At 38.0% G+C, this 19762-nt stretch carries 19 protein-coding genes; 14 read left to right on the top strand and 5 right to left on the bottom strand.

What is annotated here, in order from left to right:
- Nucleotides 1-12: 12 nt before the first annotated feature.
- The gene (locus MT391_RS16395; RefSeq protein ID WP_028867815.1) at nt 13-579 is read right to left on the bottom strand and encodes a phosphoribosyltransferase; all 567 of its coding nucleotides are present in this window, start codon (nt 577-579) and stop codon (nt 13-15) included.
- A 407-nt stretch (nt 580-986) separates the two neighbouring features.
- Nucleotides 987-1976, bottom strand: a complete 990-nt coding sequence (locus tag MT391_RS16390) for a 2-hydroxyacid dehydrogenase (protein ID WP_028867814.1) — start codon at nt 1974-1976, stop codon at nt 987-989.
- Nucleotides 1977-2378: 402 nt separating this feature from the next.
- Here MT391_RS16390 and MT391_RS16385 point away from each other — a divergent pair, with 402 nt between their 5' ends.
- On the top strand, nt 2379-4487 hold the full coding sequence (locus MT391_RS16385) for a protein-disulfide reductase DsbD family protein (RefSeq protein WP_028867813.1): 2109 nt from the start codon (nt 2379-2381) through the stop codon (nt 4485-4487).
- Between the two features lie 31 nt (nt 4488-4518).
- Entirely contained in the window at nt 4519-5001 is a 483-nt protein-coding gene (locus MT391_RS16380) for a protein disulfide oxidoreductase (protein WP_028867812.1), read from the top strand.
- Nucleotides 5002-5142: 141 nt separating this feature from the next.
- Here the strand turns inward: MT391_RS16380 and pckA are convergent, their stop codons facing one another.
- The 3 genes from pckA to hslR all read right to left on the bottom strand — a co-directional run bounded on the left by pckA (nt 5143) and on the right by hslR (nt 8231).
- Entirely contained in the window at nt 5143-6762 is a 1620-nt protein-coding gene (gene pckA / locus MT391_RS16375) for a phosphoenolpyruvate carboxykinase (ATP) (protein ID WP_028867811.1), read from the bottom strand.
- 174 nt (nt 6763-6936) lie between these two features.
- Nucleotides 6937-7797 carry an Hsp33 family molecular chaperone HslO gene (gene hslO, locus MT391_RS16370; protein WP_028867810.1) on the bottom strand — a complete coding sequence of 287 codons (861 nt, stop codon included), beginning with the start codon at nt 7795-7797 and terminating at the stop codon, nt 6937-6939.
- A gap of 29 nt (nt 7798-7826) precedes the next feature.
- Nucleotides 7827-8231, bottom strand: coding sequence for a ribosome-associated heat shock protein Hsp15 (gene hslR / locus MT391_RS16365; protein ID WP_037070927.1), 405 nt, complete (start codon nt 8229-8231; stop codon nt 7827-7829).
- Between the two features lie 297 nt (nt 8232-8528).
- Between hslR and gspC the strand changes: the two genes are divergently transcribed.
- The 12 genes from gspC to MT391_RS16305 are packed head-to-tail and all read left to right on the top strand — an operon-like array spanning nt 8529 to nt 19728.
- A complete protein-coding gene (gene gspC / locus MT391_RS16360; protein WP_499499040.1) occupies nt 8529-9377 on the top strand; it encodes a type II secretion system protein GspC in 849 nt (282 codons plus the stop codon).
- 51 nt (nt 9378-9428) lie between these two features.
- On the top strand, nt 9429-11450 hold the full coding sequence (gene gspD, locus MT391_RS16355; RefSeq protein ID WP_499499038.1) for a type II secretion system secretin GspD: 2022 nt from the start codon (nt 9429-9431) through the stop codon (nt 11448-11450).
- On the top strand, nt 11443-12963 hold the full coding sequence (gene gspE / locus MT391_RS16350; protein ID WP_499499037.1) for a type II secretion system ATPase GspE: 1521 nt from the start codon (nt 11443-11445) through the stop codon (nt 12961-12963). Before gspD ends, gspE begins: the two co-directional genes overlap by 8 nt.
- Nucleotides 12963-14177 (top strand): type II secretion system inner membrane protein GspF, encoded by a 1215-nt coding sequence (gene gspF / locus MT391_RS16345; protein WP_499499036.1) that lies wholly within the window; start codon nt 12963-12965, stop codon nt 14175-14177. Before gspE ends, gspF begins: the two co-directional genes overlap by 1 nt.
- Before the next feature lie 60 nt (nt 14178-14237).
- On the top strand, nt 14238-14657 hold the full coding sequence (gene gspG, locus MT391_RS16340) for a type II secretion system major pseudopilin GspG (RefSeq protein ID WP_166373045.1): 420 nt from the start codon (nt 14238-14240) through the stop codon (nt 14655-14657).
- A gap of 27 nt (nt 14658-14684) precedes the next feature.
- Nucleotides 14685-15263: a type II secretion system minor pseudopilin GspH gene (gene gspH, locus MT391_RS16335; protein WP_166373014.1), complete on the top strand. Its 579-nt coding sequence runs from the start codon at nt 14685-14687 to the stop codon at nt 15261-15263.
- 3 nt (nt 15264-15266) lie between these two features.
- On the top strand, nt 15267-15656 hold the full coding sequence (gene gspI / locus MT391_RS16330; RefSeq protein ID WP_166373013.1) for a type II secretion system minor pseudopilin GspI: 390 nt from the start codon (nt 15267-15269) through the stop codon (nt 15654-15656).
- Complete coding sequence (gene gspJ / locus MT391_RS16325) at nt 15643-16278, top strand: type II secretion system minor pseudopilin GspJ (RefSeq protein ID WP_166373012.1); 636 nt, start codon at nt 15643-15645, stop codon at nt 16276-16278. The genes gspI and gspJ overlap by 14 nt, the downstream gene beginning before the upstream one ends.
- Nucleotides 16278-17282 carry a type II secretion system minor pseudopilin GspK gene (gspK, locus tag MT391_RS16320; protein ID WP_299666352.1) on the top strand — a complete coding sequence of 335 codons (1005 nt, stop codon included), beginning with the start codon at nt 16278-16280 and terminating at the stop codon, nt 17280-17282. The genes gspJ and gspK overlap by 1 nt, the downstream gene beginning before the upstream one ends.
- Nucleotides 17279-18478 carry a type II secretion system protein GspL gene (gspL, locus tag MT391_RS16315; protein WP_499499034.1) on the top strand — a complete coding sequence of 400 codons (1200 nt, stop codon included), beginning with the start codon at nt 17279-17281 and terminating at the stop codon, nt 18476-18478. The genes gspK and gspL overlap by 4 nt, the downstream gene beginning before the upstream one ends.
- On the top strand, nt 18478-18960 hold the full coding sequence (locus MT391_RS16310) for a type II secretion system protein M (RefSeq protein WP_499441871.1): 483 nt from the start codon (nt 18478-18480) through the stop codon (nt 18958-18960). Before gspL ends, MT391_RS16310 begins: the two co-directional genes overlap by 1 nt.
- 18 nt (nt 18961-18978) lie before the next feature.
- Nucleotides 18979-19728: a type II secretion system protein N gene (locus MT391_RS16305; protein WP_299666361.1), complete on the top strand. Its 750-nt coding sequence runs from the start codon at nt 18979-18981 to the stop codon at nt 19726-19728.
- Nucleotides 19729-19762 lie beyond the last annotated feature (34 nt).

The following is a 19762-nucleotide window of genomic DNA, read 5'->3' as shown; positions in this document are numbered from 1 at the left end:
AATAAAGTTATTTTATTTTTCAGTAAATAAATGCTTAATATTTTGGAAGTCGCCTTTACCTTCAGTGATCTCTTCAATTGATAAACCCGATACTTCATGTGGAAAAACTAACCATTCTTCAGACTCATGAATATAATAATCCGGCACCATGTCAACGGCTTTATTTTTAGGCTTGTAATAAGGTGTTGCAATACGTACATCACGTGGCATGTTTAAACGCATCACCTCATTTAATTTTTCTGTCAATGCAACAACACTGCGGCCAGAGTCAAAAACATCATCAACGATTAATAAACCATCGTCAGCATTGGCATTTTCAATGATGTAATGTAAACCATGTACTTTAATGGTTTTGCTTTGCTTACCAATACCATAATAAGAAGAAGTACGTACTGCGATATGATCTGTTTCTACTTTTTTGTAGTCAAAGAATTCTTGAACTGCAATACCAATTGGGGCACCACCACGCCAAATACCAACAATAAACTGCGGGCGAAAGCCGCTATCGTATACTTGTGCAGCAAGACGAAATGAGTCTTCAAGTAATTGTTGTGCAGTGATAAAGACTTTGTCAGACATATCATTTTCCTCTGGAATTAATTTAGTCGCGCAGTTTAAACTAAAAAAGGCTTCCGTGCACAATTTGCTCAATAAAAATAATGATCGAAAGTAACTTTAAAGTAGATTCTAGGATTTAACGCGATACTTACAATAAATTATGCCATTTGGTGGAAGGTTGTTTATTGATCTTAGCTCAAGTAATGCCGATTGTACTGATATTTGATGCTCTACTAAGTCCGCTAAATAGCCGGTCCATCTTATTGGTTAAAATCTATCACTTGTACATGAAACTGATTTATTTTTCCTGTCCCATATTTGATTTCATCTTTAATGGAATTACTCTTAATCAGTAAAAAGTGCAGATAAATGAACGAGATTGAATAATTAACTATTTTCAGCGTAGCGTTTATCTGCAGTTGTATTTTTTATTCGTTAACTTGGTTAACACTGGTAATATCAGAAGCAAGATCTCTTAAATTATCGAGCGTGGTTTGAGCGATACTAGTGAGTGCTTCTTTTGTTAAAAATGCTTGGTGTCCGGTAAAAATAACATTATGGCAAGCAGACAGACGTCGGAATATATCATCGGTAATGATTTCACTAGAATGATCATTAAAGAATAAATGTTCTTCTTCTTCATATACATCTAAGCCTAAACCACCAATACGACCTGATTTTAAAGCTTCAATAGCATCATGGGCATTTAACAATCCACCGCGACTGGTATTGATAATCGTCACCCCATCTTTCATCAACGCAAAAGTATCTTTATTTAATAAATGTTTATTGTCACTGGTTAATGGGCAATGCAAGCTGATCACATCGCTATTTGAAAATAGAGTCTTTAGGTCAACGTACTCTGCACCTAATGCTGTTGCATGTTCTGATGGGTAAGGGTCTGAAGCTAATATACGACAACCAAAACCTTTAAAGATCGCCATGGTCGCGACCCCTATTTTACCCGTGCCGATAATACCGATTGTTTTACCATGTAAATTAAAGCCTACTAGCCCCTCTAAAGAGAAATTAGCATCACGCGTACGTTGGTAAGCTTTGTGTGTTCGGCGGTTAAGTGTCATTAATAAAGCGATAGCATGTTCTGCAACAGCTTCTGGAGAATATGCTGGAACACGTACAATCGTGAATCCTAGGGATTTAGCACAAAATAAATCGATGTTATTAAAACCTGCGCAGCGCATGGCAATATATTTAATACCTAATGCATGCAATTGCTTTAAAACCGGCTCACTCAAATCATCATTTACAAAAGCACAAATAGCATCAAATCCAGAAGCCAACGCGACGGTTTGCAAGTTGAGCTGAGTATCGAAAAAGTTGATGCTAATCGGAGCTGAAATTAATGGCTTAAAGTGTTGAATATCATAACTGCGAGAACTGAACATGGCGACTTTCATAAAGGTGGCTCCCTATTAAATACTATTGCTGGAATGGCGTTGTTGTTTTCTGCAACCAAGATAGCAATACATAATGTTTTATTGGTGAACTGAGTTCACAAAGAAATATTTGATCATCATCTCATTTTATCACTAAGCTTAAGTAATACCAATCGACCTAACAGCCTGATCATATAAAGAAAGGCTGTATCGATATTAATTAATGATGTTGCCGAGCTTATTAATTTCAATGAATTTAATTATTTGCTAATAAGTGCAATAAATTTAGCGTTATTATGGTCAACTAGGAGCATGGTAGTGAACCTTTTATGCTTAAGTCAGCCATAAACCAATATGTAATTTTGCTCGAAATTTTAACTTAATGAATCATTAGGTTGTGTTGTGTATTTTCTCGGAGTATTCATGCCCACTGTTAAACGTTATTTTTTGTTATTATTCTCTCTTTGTATTTTTTCCATTAATGCATTAGCACTGGCACCTGAAACAGGATGGATAAGTAATCTTAATCATCTTCCTGTCAAAGTTAATTTACAGCTCACTGGTCAAGCTCAACAAAATACAGCCAATGCATTGTTAAATGTAAATCTCGATGCAGATTGGAAAACCTATTGGCGATCACCTGGTGAAGGTGGCGTTGCACCTACTTTTGAGTGGGAAGCTGAATCGACTAATATAAAAGCATTCGACTGGTCTTGGCCTACTCCAAAACGCTATCCTGTACTAGGTGTTGAGACTGTGGGGTATAAAGATAAAATTCACTTTCCTCTGCATATTACTGTTAACGATCCCGAACAACCTAGTCGTTTAAAGGGGACGCTGACATTAGCTTCATGTACCACAATTTGTGTATTAACAGATTATAATATAGATCTGCGTTTTGATTTGGCTCAATTGAGCATCAATGAAGACATTGCTTTTGCTTATGCTCAGGCTGTAAGTAGTGTGCCTATCCTCGTAGACCAAAGTGCCATTGATACACAAAAAAATAATGCGAATATTACGCATATCACTAGTTCTTGGGATCAGTTCAATCAACAAGTGGTCGTACAGCTATCTCATCAAATAGGTTGGCAGCAACCCGATCTTTTCATTGATAGTAGCGACGCTGAACTAGACAATGTGTTTTTTTCTAAGCCTACTATCTCAGTGTCTGAGAAACAGGTTACTGCGACCTTTGCCGTAAGCAGTTGGGGAGGAGAAGTTGATTTAAGTAATGCCAATGTGAATATCACGGTGGTAGACGATAGTGTTGCTGTTGAAGTTGCTACCACATTAGGGAAGCAAATTATTTCAACTAATGAAGAGTCCATTGCATCGATTTTCTTGATTGCATTATTGGGTGGGTTAATTCTCAATATCATGCCCTGCGTATTACCGGTATTAGGTATGAAGTTAAGCTCCGTGCTAGGCGTCGAAGCCAGTCAACGAGGAAAAGTGCGTAAACAATTTTTAGCCTCTAGTGCGGGTATTATTAGCTCTTTTTGGCTGCTAGCTGCTTTCTTACTCGTTCTTAAGTTGTCAGGTGAAGCATTAGGTTGGGGTATTCAATTCCAAAGTCCTTACTTTATTATTTTTATGATTATCGTGACGGCCTTGTTTACTGCCAATATGCTAGGTTTATTTGAAATCCAACTACCTTCTTCGATGCAGACTTGGTTAGCGAAAAAAGGTGGAAACTCTTATCTTGGACACTATCTACAAGGTATGTTTGCTACCTTATTAGCGACTCCTTGTTCGGCCCCTTTCTTAGGGACTGCGGTAGCGTTTGCCTTAGGCGCGAGTGCTTGGCAGCTATTTGCAGTCTTTACCGCCTTAGGGATGGGGATGGCATTACCTTGGTTATTAATTGCTTTATTTCCTAGCATCGCATTATTAATGCCTAAACCAGGTAAATGGATGGGAACAGTTAAAAATGTGTTTGGTGTGTTAATTTTAGCCACTTGTTTATGGTTAGTGAGCCTACTAAGTAGCTTTATTAGCGTGTTTTATACTGTTTTAGTTGCATTGTTAGTATTGCTTTTATTGGCTGTCTTGATTATTAAAAAGCATGGTAAACGTATCTTTTTTATTATCTTCAGCATTTTTATGATGGTCGTTTCTGTTGTATTAATTGTTGGGAGCTTAACTGCTAAACATTGGGCCAATCCTTTACAGGATGAAATTAGTTGGGTGCCATTAGATGCACAAGTTATTCAACAGCAGGTTGATCAAGGTAACGTTATTTTTGTGGATGTCACCGCAAAATGGTGTGTCACTTGTAAAGCTAATAAAGTAGGGGTTTTATTACAAGATCCTGTGTATAGCGCATTACAAGAAAGGGGAGTGATCGCAATGAGTGGAGATTGGACTGTGCGATCGGACTCTGTCACTGCGTATTTACAATCATTTGGGCGCTATGGTGTACCTTTTAATATTGTTTATGGACCTGCCGCACCAAACGGTATTGAGTTATCGACCATTTTAAATAGCGAAGATGTCATTAATGCAATGCAACAAGCAAAAGGGCAGTAGGGTGACAGAGAAGAAGCTCAAAAGGACATGGTTGTCACGACTTAAAACCGTGACAATGTATGGGCTTTTTATACTCGCTGTGGGTTGGGGAGCTGACTTCTGGCGAGCTCAGTCAATTGTTTCAGGAAAAGCACCTGAGTTAGTTGCAATGAGTATCCAAGGAAAACAAGTCGACTTAATAGCGATGAGTCAAGACAAGCCAGTATTGGTTTATTTCTGGGCAACTTGGTGTAGTGTTTGTAGCACTGTTTCACCTTCAGTTGATTTTGTGAGTGGCAATATGCAAGTTGTTACCGTTGCATTAAACTCAGGCGACGATATGCGTATTCAGCAATACATGAGTGCAAAAGATTATGACTTTACTGTGCTTAATGACGCTACAGGATTAATTGGACGCGCATGGGGGATTAGTTTGACGCCAACCTTGATGGTGATAGATAAGGGGCAAATTACTTCTGTGACAACCGGGTTTACTAGCCCCTTTGGCATGTGGGCGAGAATGTTATTAAGTTAAGCCTTTCAAATTCAGCCTTTCTTAGATTCAAATAATAAAAAACTAACATTAATCAGTTATTAATTAATGTTAGTTTTAAGTTTTAAGTTTTAAGTTTTAAGTTTTAAGTTTTAATTTAACCGTTACTTCTTAATTTAACAGTTATTTATCAAGCGTAGGGCCGGCAGATAATAATACCTTACCTTCTTCCTTGTCCGTATAACGTGCAAAGTTATCAATGAATAGATGTGCTAGTTTTTCAGCTTTCTCATTCCATTCCGATGCATCGCTATAAGTATCTCTAGGGTCTAAAATATTGCTGTCTACATTAGGTAATGCAGTCGGTACTTCTAAGTTAAATAGTGGAATCGTTTTAGTTTCAGCATGTTCAATTGATCCATCTAGAATCGCATCAATAATCCCGCGTGTATCTTTAATTGAAATACGTTTACCAGAACCATTCCAACCCGTATTTACTAAGTACGCTTCTGCACCACATGCTTCCATTCGTTTTACTAATTGTTGTGCGTATTGAGTTGGATGTAAGCTCAAGAATGCTGCGCCAAAACAAGCAGAAAATGTAGGAGTCGGCTCTGTGATACCACGTTCAGTACCAGCTAACTTGGCAGTGAAACCAGATAAGAAGTGATATTGAGTTTGTGCTTTAGTCAATTTAGAAACCGGTGGTAAAACCCCAAATGCATCTGCTGATAAAAAGATTACTTTTTGCGCGTGTCCACCTTTAGAAATTGGTTTTACTATGTTTACGATATGATCTATCGGATATGAAACACGTCCATTTTCAGTTTTACTTGCATCGTCATAATCAACTTCACCTTGCTCATTAATCATCACATTTTCTAGTAAAGCATTACGTCGAATTGCACCATAAATATCAGGTTCAGCTTCGGCACTTAATCGAATAGTTTTCGCGTAACAACCACCTTCAAAATTAAATACACCATCATCATCCCAGCCATGCTCATCATCACCGATTAATGCACGTTTAGGATCTGTTGAAAGTGTTGTTTTCCCTGTTCCTGACAAACCAAAGAAAATTGCCGTATCGCCAGCTTTGCCTATATTTGCAGAGCAATGCATTGACGCCATACCATTCAGCGGTAATAAATAGTTCATCACAGAGAACAAACCTTTTTTCATCTCTCCGCCATACCAAGTGCCACCAATTACTTGTATTTTTTCTGTTAGATTAAAGGCAACAAAGTTTTCTGAGTTGAGGCCATTTTTTTCCCAATCGGGATTAGTTGTTTTAGAGCCGTTCATTACAACAAAATCGGGTTCAAAATCAATTAGTTCTTCAGCAGTTGGGCGAATAAACATGTTCGTTACAAAGTGTGCCTGCCATGCAACTTCCATTATAAAACGTACTTTTAAACGAGAGTTGGCATTAGCACCACAATAGGCATCAACAACGAACAAGCGCTTACTAGAGAGTTGTTTTGATACAAGGCCTTTTAGGTGTGCCCAAGTATCTTGATCAATTGCTTTGTTGTCATTTTTACCCTGATCACTCCACCAAACGGTATCGCGAGTTGTATCATCTTTTACTATATATTTATCTTTCGGTGAACGACCAGTAAAGATGCCTGTATCAACTGCAACAGTGCCATTATTAGTAATCGTACCTTTTTCATAACCACTTAATGAGTCTGCAGTTTCTTCTGTAAACAAGGTTTCATAACTAGGGTTATAAAGAACTTCTGAAACATCGGTAATACCGTACTGTTGTAACTGTTTGGTCGATAGTGCTATTTGGGTCATAGTTAGCTCCATTATGACGTGTAATTTTATTGTAAAAGAAATGAAAACAAGAGTGTGTAGGGTAGGGGAATTGAAGTTATTTTTGTGGGAGCAGGCTCAAATAATCGATTAAAAAAAAGCCACAATAAAAATTATTATGGCTACTTCGTGATGTGACAACAATAGTTGATCAAATTAGTGTTTTTGATCCGTAGAAGTGAATAAAATCTGTAGATCTTTTTCCTTAAATGAATAAGTGGTTGCGCAATATTCACAACGCATATCAATACTCTCTTGTTCTTCTAAAATTTCTTTTATTTCAGATTCTTGAAGAGATGCTAAAGACGATAAACAGCGTTCTTGAGAGCAGCCACACTTAAAGCTAATGGGTTGTAGCTCAAATAAACGTACTTGTTCTTGATGATACAAACGGAATAATAGTTCTTCATTACTTAAGGTAAAAATTTCTTCTGCTTTAATGGTGCCGGCTAATGCACAAACATGCGCAAAATCTTCTTCATGCGTATCGCTGTGTGCAGGTAACGTTTGTACTAATAATCCCGCTGCTTGTGCTGGTGTTGCTTGACTATCGGCAAATAAACTAATTTTAGTCGCTAATTGCTCTGACTGTACAAAATAATCTTCTAAACACGCCGCTAAACTATCTTTTTCTAATGCCACTATACCTTGATATCGTTCACCGTTCTCTGGTGTGATAGTTATCATCAGGTTGCCTTTTCCAATTAACTGTAAAAAAGATAAACCAGTGGTATCGCCTTGATAACGCGCCGTACCACGCACTTCTAAATCTTGATTTGCATTAATGACAGCCATGCTCAGTGGACCATCACCCTGTATTTGAACGGTGATTTTTCCCTCAAATTTTAACGTTGCCGTTAATAAACTGGTGGCAATTAACAATTCACCGATGGTATTAGCTATTTCAACGGGATAGTCATGGTTATTGATGCATTGTTGAAAAGCTGTGTGTGCTTGTGCAATTTCGCCGCGAATTTCAAAATCATCAAATAGGAAGCGTTGTAGTTGGTCTGTCATAGTTTCTCTCAATATTTATTCTGCAACGATTAATCAAAATTCGCTGTGTTACGTTGTGTTTTTGCGTGTATTAATTCACGGCGTTCTTTTTTATTGGGCTTACGGTCTGGATGTGGTGCATTTTGTAAACTGAGTTTACGTAAAACTTGGTATTGTTCTCGCTTAGCGATACTTTTTTCTGTTTCTTTATAAAGCGTTTGCGCAATTGGCGCACCGCGACGCTGTTCTGAAAGGGCTTCAATGCAGACTTCAAATAAAAGCTCACCCTGTCGAATTGACAATAATGCCCCTAACTCTACATTTTTGCTCGCTTTACAGCGTTGGCCGTTATAATGGACTTTACCACCTTGCACCATTTCACGAGCTAAGCTGCGGGTTTTATAGAATCTCGCAGCCCACAACCATTTGTCTAATCGTACCGTTGTTTCTTTCATATTTTTCACTCAAAAGCGGATTTTAGTTTAGCAAAAATCAACTTTGTTATTAAGTTAAAAGAAAATAATGAATTATTAAGGTAATTAAATTGGGGCAAAATTTGATAAATCAAGGCATAGTTGTGTGATAATGCTATATTCAAAGGGCTATTCTATCGCCAACTAAAGCATAAAGTTCCAGGATAGATCTCATTATTTGAGCTTACCTAGTTATGTTGATTTATAAAGATTGGCGTTGGCATTAGTATGGTAAATAAGAATGGTTAATATTCAGTGTAAATAAATAGGATGTAAAGAGTGGCGATAATATCCCTACTACCGAAAATAATATTGGCAGTTATCTGTGCTTTAATCGCCTATCAGATAGCGTTATTTACTTGGGCTGTTTATCCCATAAAAGACAGCACATATGAGTGGACTCCTCCTTCCATTGACCCAAAGACAAAAGCGGTAGCATTAAACTCTCAAAAAATTCAGCAGCAGCATTTATTCGGAGAATTTCAAGGGCAACGTAAGCAGCCTGTCCAATCTACTCAAACAGATGCGCCTAAAACGCGCTTAAAACTGACTTTAGTAGGCATTGTTGCGGCTTCAGATCCTGAGCTTTCAAGTGTTATCATTGAATATAAAAATGTCCAGGATAGTTATTTTATTGATTCTGAGATTGAAGGGACTGATGCAAGTGTGAGCCAAATATATAGTGATCGAATTATTATTTCGGTAGGTGGTGAGGAACAAACGTTAATATTAGATGGTCTAGAACAATCTAATAAAAGAATGGCCAGAATTGAAAATGAGCAAGCATCTACAAAAGGTCAAACTAGAGCAAGTAATAGAACAGAAATTGCACTTGATAGAAAAGCATTGTTGGAAAACCCTAGCAAGCTGCTCGATTATATTAGAATCTCCCCCGTTAGAGAAGGCAATCAGATTCAAGGGTATCGTGTTAGTCCCGGTAAAGATCCTAGTTTATTTGAAGAAGCAGGATTACAAGAAGGCGATTTAGCAGTGGAACTAAACGGTATTGATTTAACCGATATCAGCCAAGCGATGGGGCTAATGAAAGAGTTCCCCACTATGACAGAAATGAGCTTAACCGTTGACCGCGATGGTGAGTTAAACGAGTTATTTTTTAGTATTCCGTAGTATAAAAATAAGTTTAAGCTGCTGAAACAAGTAAACAATGAGGTTGTTGTAATGATTTTAGGGATAAAGAAAAAATTGGTTGGATTGATCGGAGCCAGTATTTTTGTTTTGTTTTCACAGGCCACTTTGGTACAAGCTGCCGAATATTCAGCGAGCTTTAAAAATGCTGATTTGAATGAATTCATTAATATTGTCGGTAAGAACCTGCAAAAAACGATTGTTCTAGACCCAGCAGTGCGTGGAAAAATCAATGTTCGAAGCTATGACTTACTGAATGAACAACAATACTATCAATTCTTTTTAAATGTTTTGGAAGTGTATGGATTTGCTGTTGTTGAAATGGACAATGGGATCCTTAAAGTTATTAAAGCAAAAGACGCTAAAGTGGCCGCGATTCCCGTCGTAGATGATGGTAGTCGCTTTAAAGGTGATGAAATGGTCACGCGAGTCGTGCCTGTTATTAATGTCTCGGTGCGTGAACTTGCACCGCTTTTACGTCAATTAAACGATAGTGCTGGCGGTGGGAACGTCGTCCATTATGATCCTTCTAACGTTATTATGATCACTGGTCGTGCTGCGGTTGTTAATCGTTTAGTTAAAATTATTCAACGTGTTGATAAAGCTGGTGACCAAGAAGTTGATATTGTTAAGCTAGAGTATGCAAGTGCGCTAGAAATGGTCAATATGATTAATTCCATTCAGCAAACACCAAAAACCTCGAAAAGTAGTACTAGCAGTGTACTTAAACCGAGATTAGTCGCCGATGAGCGGACTAACTCTGTGATTGTTAGTGGTGAGCCTAAAACACGTGCCCGTGTCATTAAATTAGTGAGGTCACTGGATAAAGAACTAAAAAATAATGGTAATACACGTGTTTTTTACCTTAAATATGCCAATGCAAAAGAAGTTGTAGATGTGTTAACGGGTGTTAGTAAAGGTATTGAAGATGTGTCTGGCGGTCAGTCTGGGTCGTCTAAAAACGCATCTTCTTTAAATATTCAAGCGCATGAGGGGACGAATGCAATTGTGATTTCAGCGCAGCCTGCCTTGATGTCATCATTGAGTAGTATTATTCGTCAGCTAGATATTCGTCGAGCACAAGTATTAGTAGAAGCAATTGTGGTTGAAGTGTCAGAAGGGAATGGTATCAACTTAAGTGTGCAATGGGCTTCTACAGCAGGTGCTGGCACGCAGTTTAATGATAATGGCGTGACCGCGAGCGAACTTGCAACCGGCGTTTATGCGATTAACAATGATGAAGACGATTATGAAGATCTCGCTTCATCGCTGGCTTCCATTGCTGGTGGCGTGGCTGGTTATGTGGGTAATGATTGGGGAGTTATTTTACAGGCGCTAAGTACGACGACGGGCTCTAATATTCTTGCTACACCTAGTTTGACTACGCTTGATAATCAAGAAGCTAGTTTTATTGTGGGTGACGAAGTGCCTGTATTGACGGGCTCCACATCAAGTTCATCGAATGATAACCCTTTTCAAACCATTGAACGCAGAGAAATCGGTATAAAACTGAAGGTGACACCTCAAATCAATGAAGGTGATTCGGTACAGATGGTGATTGAACAAGAAGTATCAAATATCAAAGGGCAAACCTCGGTAGATGTTATCTTTGCTACTCGCGCAGTAAAAACGACTGTGTTAGCTAAGTCGGGTGAAACCATTGTTATTGGCGGATTAATTGATGAAACAGTGAATGAAACCGTTGATAAAGTGCCGTTATTAGGTGATATACCTTATTTAGGGCAGCTTTTTCGATCTACTAAAAGTAGCACAGAAAAACGTAATTTAATGATTTTCTTACGTGCAACGATTATTAGAGATGATCAAACTATGATGGAGTTGAGCCAACGTAAATATGGTTTAATTCGTCAAATACAATTAGGCCAAACTGAAGATGGCATTGAATTGATGCCAAATAGTAATGTACCAGTATTACCTGAATGGGGACAACCTGTTGAAATAGACCCTAACATGTTCCGTAAAAACCAAGAATATAATAAAGCGAAGCAAGAGGCTGCACAAAACAAAGAAGATACAGGCCAAGTGAATGAGTAATTTAAGCGATATCGAAGCAATTGAAGAAGCTGAAGTAGTAGAGTTTACTCCTTCAGGTCAGTTGCCTTTTGCTTTTTCTAAAAAGCATGAACTAGTCATGCAACATAGCGGGCAGCAGAGTGAATTGTGCTTTAAAAAAACACCTCATGTTGAACTGTTGATAGAAGTGCGCCGTGTTATTGGTCATTCTTTTACTACTAAACAAGTAGAGAGTGAGGTATTTGATAAGTTAGTGGCTCGTGCTTATCAATCATCTTCCTTAGAAACGCAACAATTGATGGAAGACTTAGGCGCGGACGATTTCTTTACTTTGGCCGAAGAACTACCTGCTAATGATGACTTATTAGAAGCTGAAGATGATGCACCGATCATTAAATTAATTAATGCGATGTTAGGTGAGGCGATTAAAGAAGAAGCGTCTGATATTCATATTGAAACCTTTGAGCAAACATTAATTATTCGTTTCCGTATTGATGGCGTATTACGTGAAATATTAAAACCACATCGCAAATTAGCCGCACTGTTAGTGTCTCGTATTAAAGTCATGGCAAAACTGGATATCGCTGAAAAGCGTATTCCACAGGATGGCCGTATTTCATTACGTATTGGTGGGCGCGCAGTAGATGTGCGTGTTTCAACTATGCCTGCGAGTCATGGAGAACGTGTTGTATTACGTTTATTAGATAAAAATGCAGTTAAGCTAGAGCTTTCTACATTAGGCATGACCAAAGAAAATCACGTATTATTACAAAATCTTATCCATAAACCACATGGCATAGTATTAGTTACTGGACCCACTGGTTCCGGTAAAAGTACTACACTTTATGCTAGCCTATTAGAGATCAATTCTAGAGATAGAAACATCCTCACAGTAGAAGACCCTATTGAGTATGCCATCGATGGTATTGGCCAAACCCAAGTTAATACCAAGGTTGATATGACTTTTGCTCGTGGTTTACGTGCTATCTTACGTCAAGATCCTGATGTTGTGATGATTGGTGAAATTCGTGACCTTGAAACCGCTGAAATCGCAGTACAAGCGAGTTTAACTGGGCACTTAGTATTATCTACATTACACACTAATACTGCAGTAGGTGCGGTGACCCGTTTACGTGATATGGGCGTTGAGCCATTCCTTTTATCTTCTAGTATTTTAGGTGTGCTAGCACAGCGCTTAGTACGCCGTTTATGCCCGCAATGTAAAGCTCCGCATTCAGCAAGCCCTTCCGAAAAAGAAATATTGGGTATTACCGAGCTTGAAGAAGCCACTATTTATCGTCCTGATGGTTGTCGTCAATGTAACCATACGGGATATCGAGGACGTACGGGGATCCATGAATTATTAGTGGTTAATGAGGTGGTAAGGGAGTTAATTCATACCGGTGCTGGCGAGCAAGCTGTAGAACGAGAAATTCGTAAAACCTCTGCGAGCATTCGAGATGATGGACTTAAAAAAGTATTACAAGGTCAAACCACGTTAGAAGAAATTTTACGTGTGACTAGAGAGGATTAGTGGCTACTTTTTCCTATAAAGCGTTAGACGCAAAAGGCAAACAAACCAGAGGAACACAAGAGGCTGACTCTGCTCGTATGTTGCGTCAACAATTGCGTAATGTAGGCTTGATGCCCTTAGAAGTTGAAGCCATTGCCTCAAAACGCAAAAGAGCTGGTAAGGCTTTTATTCAAAGTAAAATAAAAACAGCTGATTTAGCCTTGATCACTCGTCAGCTGTCTACTTTAGTCGCTTCTTCTATTCCCCTTGAAGAGTCATTGCAAGCAGTAGCTGAGCAATGTGATAAGCCTAAAATTAAAAGCATGCTAGCGTCGGTACGTGGTGGAGTGATTGAAGGTTATACACTCGCAGATAGTATGCGCAATTACCCTATGATTTTTGATAATCTATTTTGTGCGATGGTTGCTGCGGGAGAGAAATCAGGGCATTTAGAAAAAGTACTAGATAGGCTTGCTGATTACGCCGAACAACGACAAGAAATGAAAAGTAAGATGATGCAAGCGTTGATTTATCCGATTGTATTAACCTTAGTGGCTATCTCTGTTGTCGCTATTTTATTAACGTCAGTAGTGCCGCAGGTTGTTGGCCAGTTTCAACATATGGGAGCAGACTTACCGGGATCGACACTTTTTCTTATTGCTGTTAGTGACGCAGTGAGTGCCTATGGTTTGTATTTTTTAGGTTTGTGTATTATTGCCTTATTACTATTTAAATATTACTTACGCAAAGCCAGTAATCAACTACGATTTGATCGTTTTTTATTACGTATTCCTGTTGTTGGTAAGGTTGTTAATGAATTAAATACGGCGCGCTTTGCTCGAACATTAAGCATTTTAAATAGTAGTGCGGTGCCGTTGTTAGAGGCAATGGGGATCGCCGGAGATGTTTTAAGTAATCAATATATTCGTTTAAAAGTGAAGGAAGCTGCTGAACGTGTTCGCGAAGGTACAAGTTTGGGGAGAGCATTAGATAGTACTAAGTTGTTCCCTCCGATGATGTTACACATGATCTCCAGTGGAGAAAGAAGTGGTGAATTAGGTAATATGTTGGAACGATCTGCCGATAATCAAGACAAACAGTTCTCGGCACAAGTAACATTAGCATTAGGGATCTTTGAACCTGCACTCGTTATCTCAATGGCGGGGGTGGTTTTGTTTATTGTTACAGCCATTTTACAGCCAATTTTGGCTCTTAATAATATGGTTTCAGGCTAACTGAACTATACAATTTATATATTAAAAAAAGGTGAAAGCGTGAAAGATTTAAAACCAAAAATGAAACAAAAAGGTTTTACATTATTAGAAATCATGGTGGTTATCGTTATTTTAGGTGTATTAGCAGCAATGGTTGTGCCTAACTTAATCGGTAATAAAGATAAAGCAGATGTGCAAAAAGTTAAGTCAGACATTATTGCTTTAGAAAATGCATTAGATATGTATAAATTAGATAACAGTGTTTATCCGACAACGGATCAAGGTTTAGAAGCATTAGTCTCAGAGCCGAGCGCATCGCCTGCACCACGTAATTATCGTGAAGACGGTTACATTAAACGACTCCCTCAAGACCCATGGGGTAATGATTACATTCTAAATAGTCCGGGCGAGAAAAGTAAAATCGATGTACTTTCAGTGGGTCTTGATGGTGAAGAAGGGACTGATGATGATATCGGTACCTGGAACCTCAATGATAAATAATACATAAATGTATTTGTGACCATTCCAATGCGTAATGTGAAAGGTTTCACCTTATTAGAAGTCATGCTGGTATTAGTGTTAATGGGCATGATTTCTGTTGGTGTGGTCATGACATTAACCAGCTCAGGTAACACTGCGCAAAGCAGTCAATGGCATGCGCAACGTTTTAGTACTTTATTGCAGCTAGCACAGGATCAGGCATTAATTTTAAATACTGAATTTGGTATTGAGTTTAATGAGCAAGGTTACACCTTTGCTTTTTATGACTTTAGTAAAAGGCAATGGCAACCTTTAGTAAACTCGCGGATCAATGGTTATATAACATTCCCAGACAATGTTAGTGCTGAATATAATCTAGTGGGTAATGTTTGGGGGGAGTTAGAACAAGCACAAAAAAAAGCTGACTCTGATACTTTTGTAGAGCAATCATATTTAGTTAACATTGACGGTCAAACAAAACAGTCATCTATTAACCCACATGTTTTTATTATGTCTAGTGGTGAAGTGACACCTTTCAGTTATCAATTTTCTAGTACAGAGAATGTATCGCGTAAAATCACAGTTAAAGTGGGCATGAGCGGACAAATTGAATTAATTAATGAGTGATTTATGAGCAAATTATTCACTAATAACGGTATTAAAAAAGAGCAAGGTATGACCTTGCTAGAAGTAATGTTAGCGTTAGTGATTTTAGCTTCGGCTGGTATTGCGGTAATGCAAGCAGCTTCACAATCATTAAGTAATCAAAGTTATTTACAGCAAAAAACATTCGCAATGTGGGTCGCAAGTAATCGGCTTTCTGAACTTAAACTACAACAACAGTGGCCTGAATTACACTGGCGTCGAGAGGAAGTTGAGTTTGCGGATACTAAGTGGTACCTGCGCTTTCAAGGTGTTACCACAGGTAATACAGATTTTAGGGCATTAGATGTTGAAGTGAGTGACCAAAAAGATGGCCAAGCACTGGGGTATATAAGGACTTACATTGCCAAACCATAAGTACCATCAACAGGTTAAACAAAATGGTTTTACCTTAATCGAGATTTTGATTGCCATTGCTATTTTTGCAACATTAAGTCTTGCTGCTTACCAAATATTACAAGGTGTTTTACGCAGTGGAGAAATCAGTCGTGAGCATGATAAGCATTTAGTTGAAATTCAGCGTGGTATGTTATTAATTGAACGCGATTTTGTACAAATGGTGGCGCGTATTTCACGAACAGGTAATGTCGAAGATGAAAATTTACAAGTCTTGTATGCGGGAAAAAAAGTATTGGATTCAGACTCTGAAGGTATAGAGTTTAATCGCTTAGGTTGGACTAACCCACTTAACTTGTTGCCTCGTTCAACTATTTTACGAGTAGGTTATCGCGTTAAAAATAATCAATTACAACGTTTGTATTATTTACACCCAGATACTGTCGCGGGAGAGAAACCGGAGCAACAAGTAATATTAAATGATGTTGATAGTTTAAGTTTTAGATTTTGGGACGATGATTGGATAGATACTTGGAATGCAGATAAAACGATACCTAAAGGTATTGAAATGACTATTAACAGCCAACACTACGGTGAATTAAAGCGAATTTTTATATTACCTGATAGTTCGGTAGAAGATTAATGGCCAGATATCATAAGCAACGAGGTATTGCGTTAATCACTATTTTAATGATTTTAGCGATCATGGTGACCATTGCCGCCACTATGACAGGGCGAATGACCTCTAGCTTGTTGCGGACAGAAGGACTTTCGTATTCAGAAAAAGTATATTGGTATGGGCAAGCCACCGTGGATTTTAGTCGCATGGTATTAGAAGATGATTTTGCCGATAGTGAAGTGATCAGTCTAGATCAAATATGGGCTACGCCAGATATCGTTTTTCCTGTCGACGAAGGATCGATTACCGGTAATATGATCGATTACCGTCGTTGCTTTAATATTAATGCCATTGCCCAAGCTGACCAAGATGAAACTCGTGCTTTACCTATTAGCCAATTTCAAACGTTGCTGATTTCACTAGGTGTTGAAGAGTATGAAGCTGAAATAATTGCTGAGTCTACGCGGGATTGGCTGGATAATAACGATACTGTCGATGTTTCACAGGGTGCTGAAGATAGATATTACGAATCAGTGGGAGTACCACATTTAACCGCTAATCATTTGATGGTTGATGTTTCAGAGTTAAGGGCAATACAAGGGGTTACTGACCAGATTTATGAACGTATAAAACCTTTTTTATGTGCACTACCTGCATCAAATCAGTTGATTAATGTGAATACAGTTAACAAAAAACAAGCGCAAATACTATTTGCTTTATTTCCTCCTGAGTTGCTTATTACGATAGAGGATATTCAATCTATATTAGATGATAGACCAATTAGTGGTTGGGCATCTGTTGATGAATTTTTAGCATCAGAGTTAATTGCCGATAAGTTAATACCTGATGTGATCAGTTCACAGTTAAGTGTAACGAGTGATTTTTTTCAATTATTTGGTTTAGCAGAGTTTGATCAGCGAATAATGGTTTTCAAGCTATTATTTAAAATAGAGAATAAAAAAGCGACTACTATCCGTTTCCAATACGCAGGAGCTGAAGAGGTAGTTGGCATGGAGATGTTCAAGTGAGTGAACAATTAATTATCCGCTTAGCAAGTGAAGCACACCAAACTATCCATTGGTTAGTTTGGTCTGAAAGTGAAAAAGAGATCATTGCGTCGGGTGATTTAGATAATGCGCAGGCGTTGAAATTGTTAACGGAAAAAGCGCAGTCTCGGAAAGTTATTTGTTTAGTACCTGGCGTCGATGTCACATTAAAATCAGTGGTAATTAAAGGAACCTATACGCGTCAAATGCAACAAGCTCTGCCTTATATGTTGGAAGATGACTTGGCTAGTGATGTTGATAAGTTACACTTTTCAGTTTTGGCCAAAGAAACAGATTTAGTTGAAATTGCCATTTGTTTTAAGAGTAAATTAACAATGTGGTTGGGTTGGTTAGCTGATGCAGATATTTTTTGTCAGCGTTTGATTCCAGAAGCATTAACACTACCCCTGCCTCTCGATCAAAAATGGCAAGCATTACAACTTGATCATCAATGGTTAATACGTACTGGTGAATACCAAGCTTGGTGTTGTGAAAATGATATGTTGAATAACATTTTGCAATTACATTTATTAGATAAACCAGAACAGCAGATTGAAAGTTATAGTGCCATACCCAATGATTGTATAGGACAGTGGCAGCAAAAAGCAGTCGTATTACCAATGCAATTGTTAGCAGAAGGTTGCCTTAATAATCCTATCAACCTGTTAACCGGTGAGTTTAAAGTTAAAAAAGAAAGTAACTTGCAACTTGCTAAGTGGAAGCTACCTGCGATTGCCGCTGTTATCTTGTTTATTGTAGTATTAGTAAATGCTGTTATCACCACAAAACAAGCTGACCGAAAAACCTTATTAGTAAAACATCAAGTAGAGACTCTCTACCAAAAAGCTTTTCCTAATCAATCACCTTTACGGTACAGCCGAATTAAGAAAAAATTAAAAGGTTTGTTGGCTGAATCATCAATCAGTACGCAGTCAGATGGTTTTTTGCCTATTTTAAATGATTTGATTCCAGTTTTTCAGGCGGTACCTAGCTTACAAATTTCAACGTTAAAATTTAATCGTGAAAACCAACAAATAAGTTTAGCGGTTAGTGCCGATAGCTTTCAGGCCTTTGAATTACTCGCCACAAAAGTTCCTGCTAAATATACGCTTGGCCAAGGGGCATTGAGTAATAATAAAAATCGTGTCAGCGGTGTATTAACGGTGAGGGTTAACTAATGTTTGAACAAATCAAAGAATGGTGGGACAACATTTCAGAAAGAGAGCAACAACTAACCTTTATATCGCTGGTGGTTGTATTTATTGCAGTTATTTATTTTCTTATTTGGCAACCTATTGCGACTAATTTAGCTGCGAGTCAGCAAAAACTACAACGTAGCGAACAAACGTTACAGTGGGTAGAAAGCAATGCCAATAAACTCGTTGTTGCAGGTGTTGGAAATAAGAAGACAACGGCTAGAAAACAAAATTTATCACAGTTGATTAGTAGCACCGCAAAGCGCAATAAAATTGTTATTTCTCGTATTCAAAACCGTAATGGCAGTGTTGATATTTGGATTAATCAAGTTGAGTTTAACCAGTTCTTAAAATGGATCACAGCATTACAAAATCAATACCAAATACAAGTTAATAGTGCTGATTTAAATCAGGATAAAACACAAGGTATGGTTAAGATTAACCGTTTATCATTAAGTTATTAGCATTGTAAAAGGGTTCAAATGAAAGTCAAAATCGCGATACTTTTTGTATTGGTTTACTGTGGTAGTTTGTTAGTTAACCTACCTGCTGCAGCTGTTGTAGGTTGGATGCCAGCTTCAAATGTTAAAATCAATAATGTTTCTGGTAGTCTATGGAATGGGCAGGCCAAGCAAGTAGTTATCAACCCTAAGGTTACGCTTCATAATGTGAAATGGGATGTTCAACTAAAAACATTATTAAATTTAGCAATAGGAGCCGATGTTTCCTTCTACAATGGCCCTAATAAAATGTCAGGCAAAGGTTTTGTAGAATATGGTTTAACAGGTGCGAGTGCGTCAAATGTTATGGTTGATTTAACCTCAGCAGAATTACTCACATTGATACCAACTAAATTACCGGTAAAAATAGAAGGTAATTTTTCTGCGGTTATTCAGCAAATAAAGCAAGGTGACCCTTATTGTGAACAACTACAGGGCACCGTGGTATGGCATAATGCTTTTGTTTATAGCCAAATGGGTAATGTTGATTTAGCTTCTCCTTCCGTAGACTTAGGATGTGATAATGGCAATATTACTGCTTTTGTCACTCAAGAGTCTGAGCAATTAAACACTAACTTAGATATTAATCTTGGCGAAGGTGGTATATACCAATTAAATGGTGAAATTCAAGGCACAGATAAACTCCCTCCTTCGATAGCACAATCATTAACTTGGATTGGTCCTAAAAACGACAGCGGTGCCACCACTGTTAGTTTTAAAGGTGTTTTATAAGCTGTTTACTTCGTCTGTATTTACCTGTACTTAC

Origin of the sequence: Vibrio sp. 1-Bac 57 (assembly GCF_037546855.1) — a bacterium.
In the GTDB taxonomy this organism is placed as follows: Bacteria; Pseudomonadota; Gammaproteobacteria; order Enterobacterales; family Psychromonadaceae; genus Psychromonas.
This window is presented reverse-complemented; position numbering and strand designations above follow the sequence as displayed.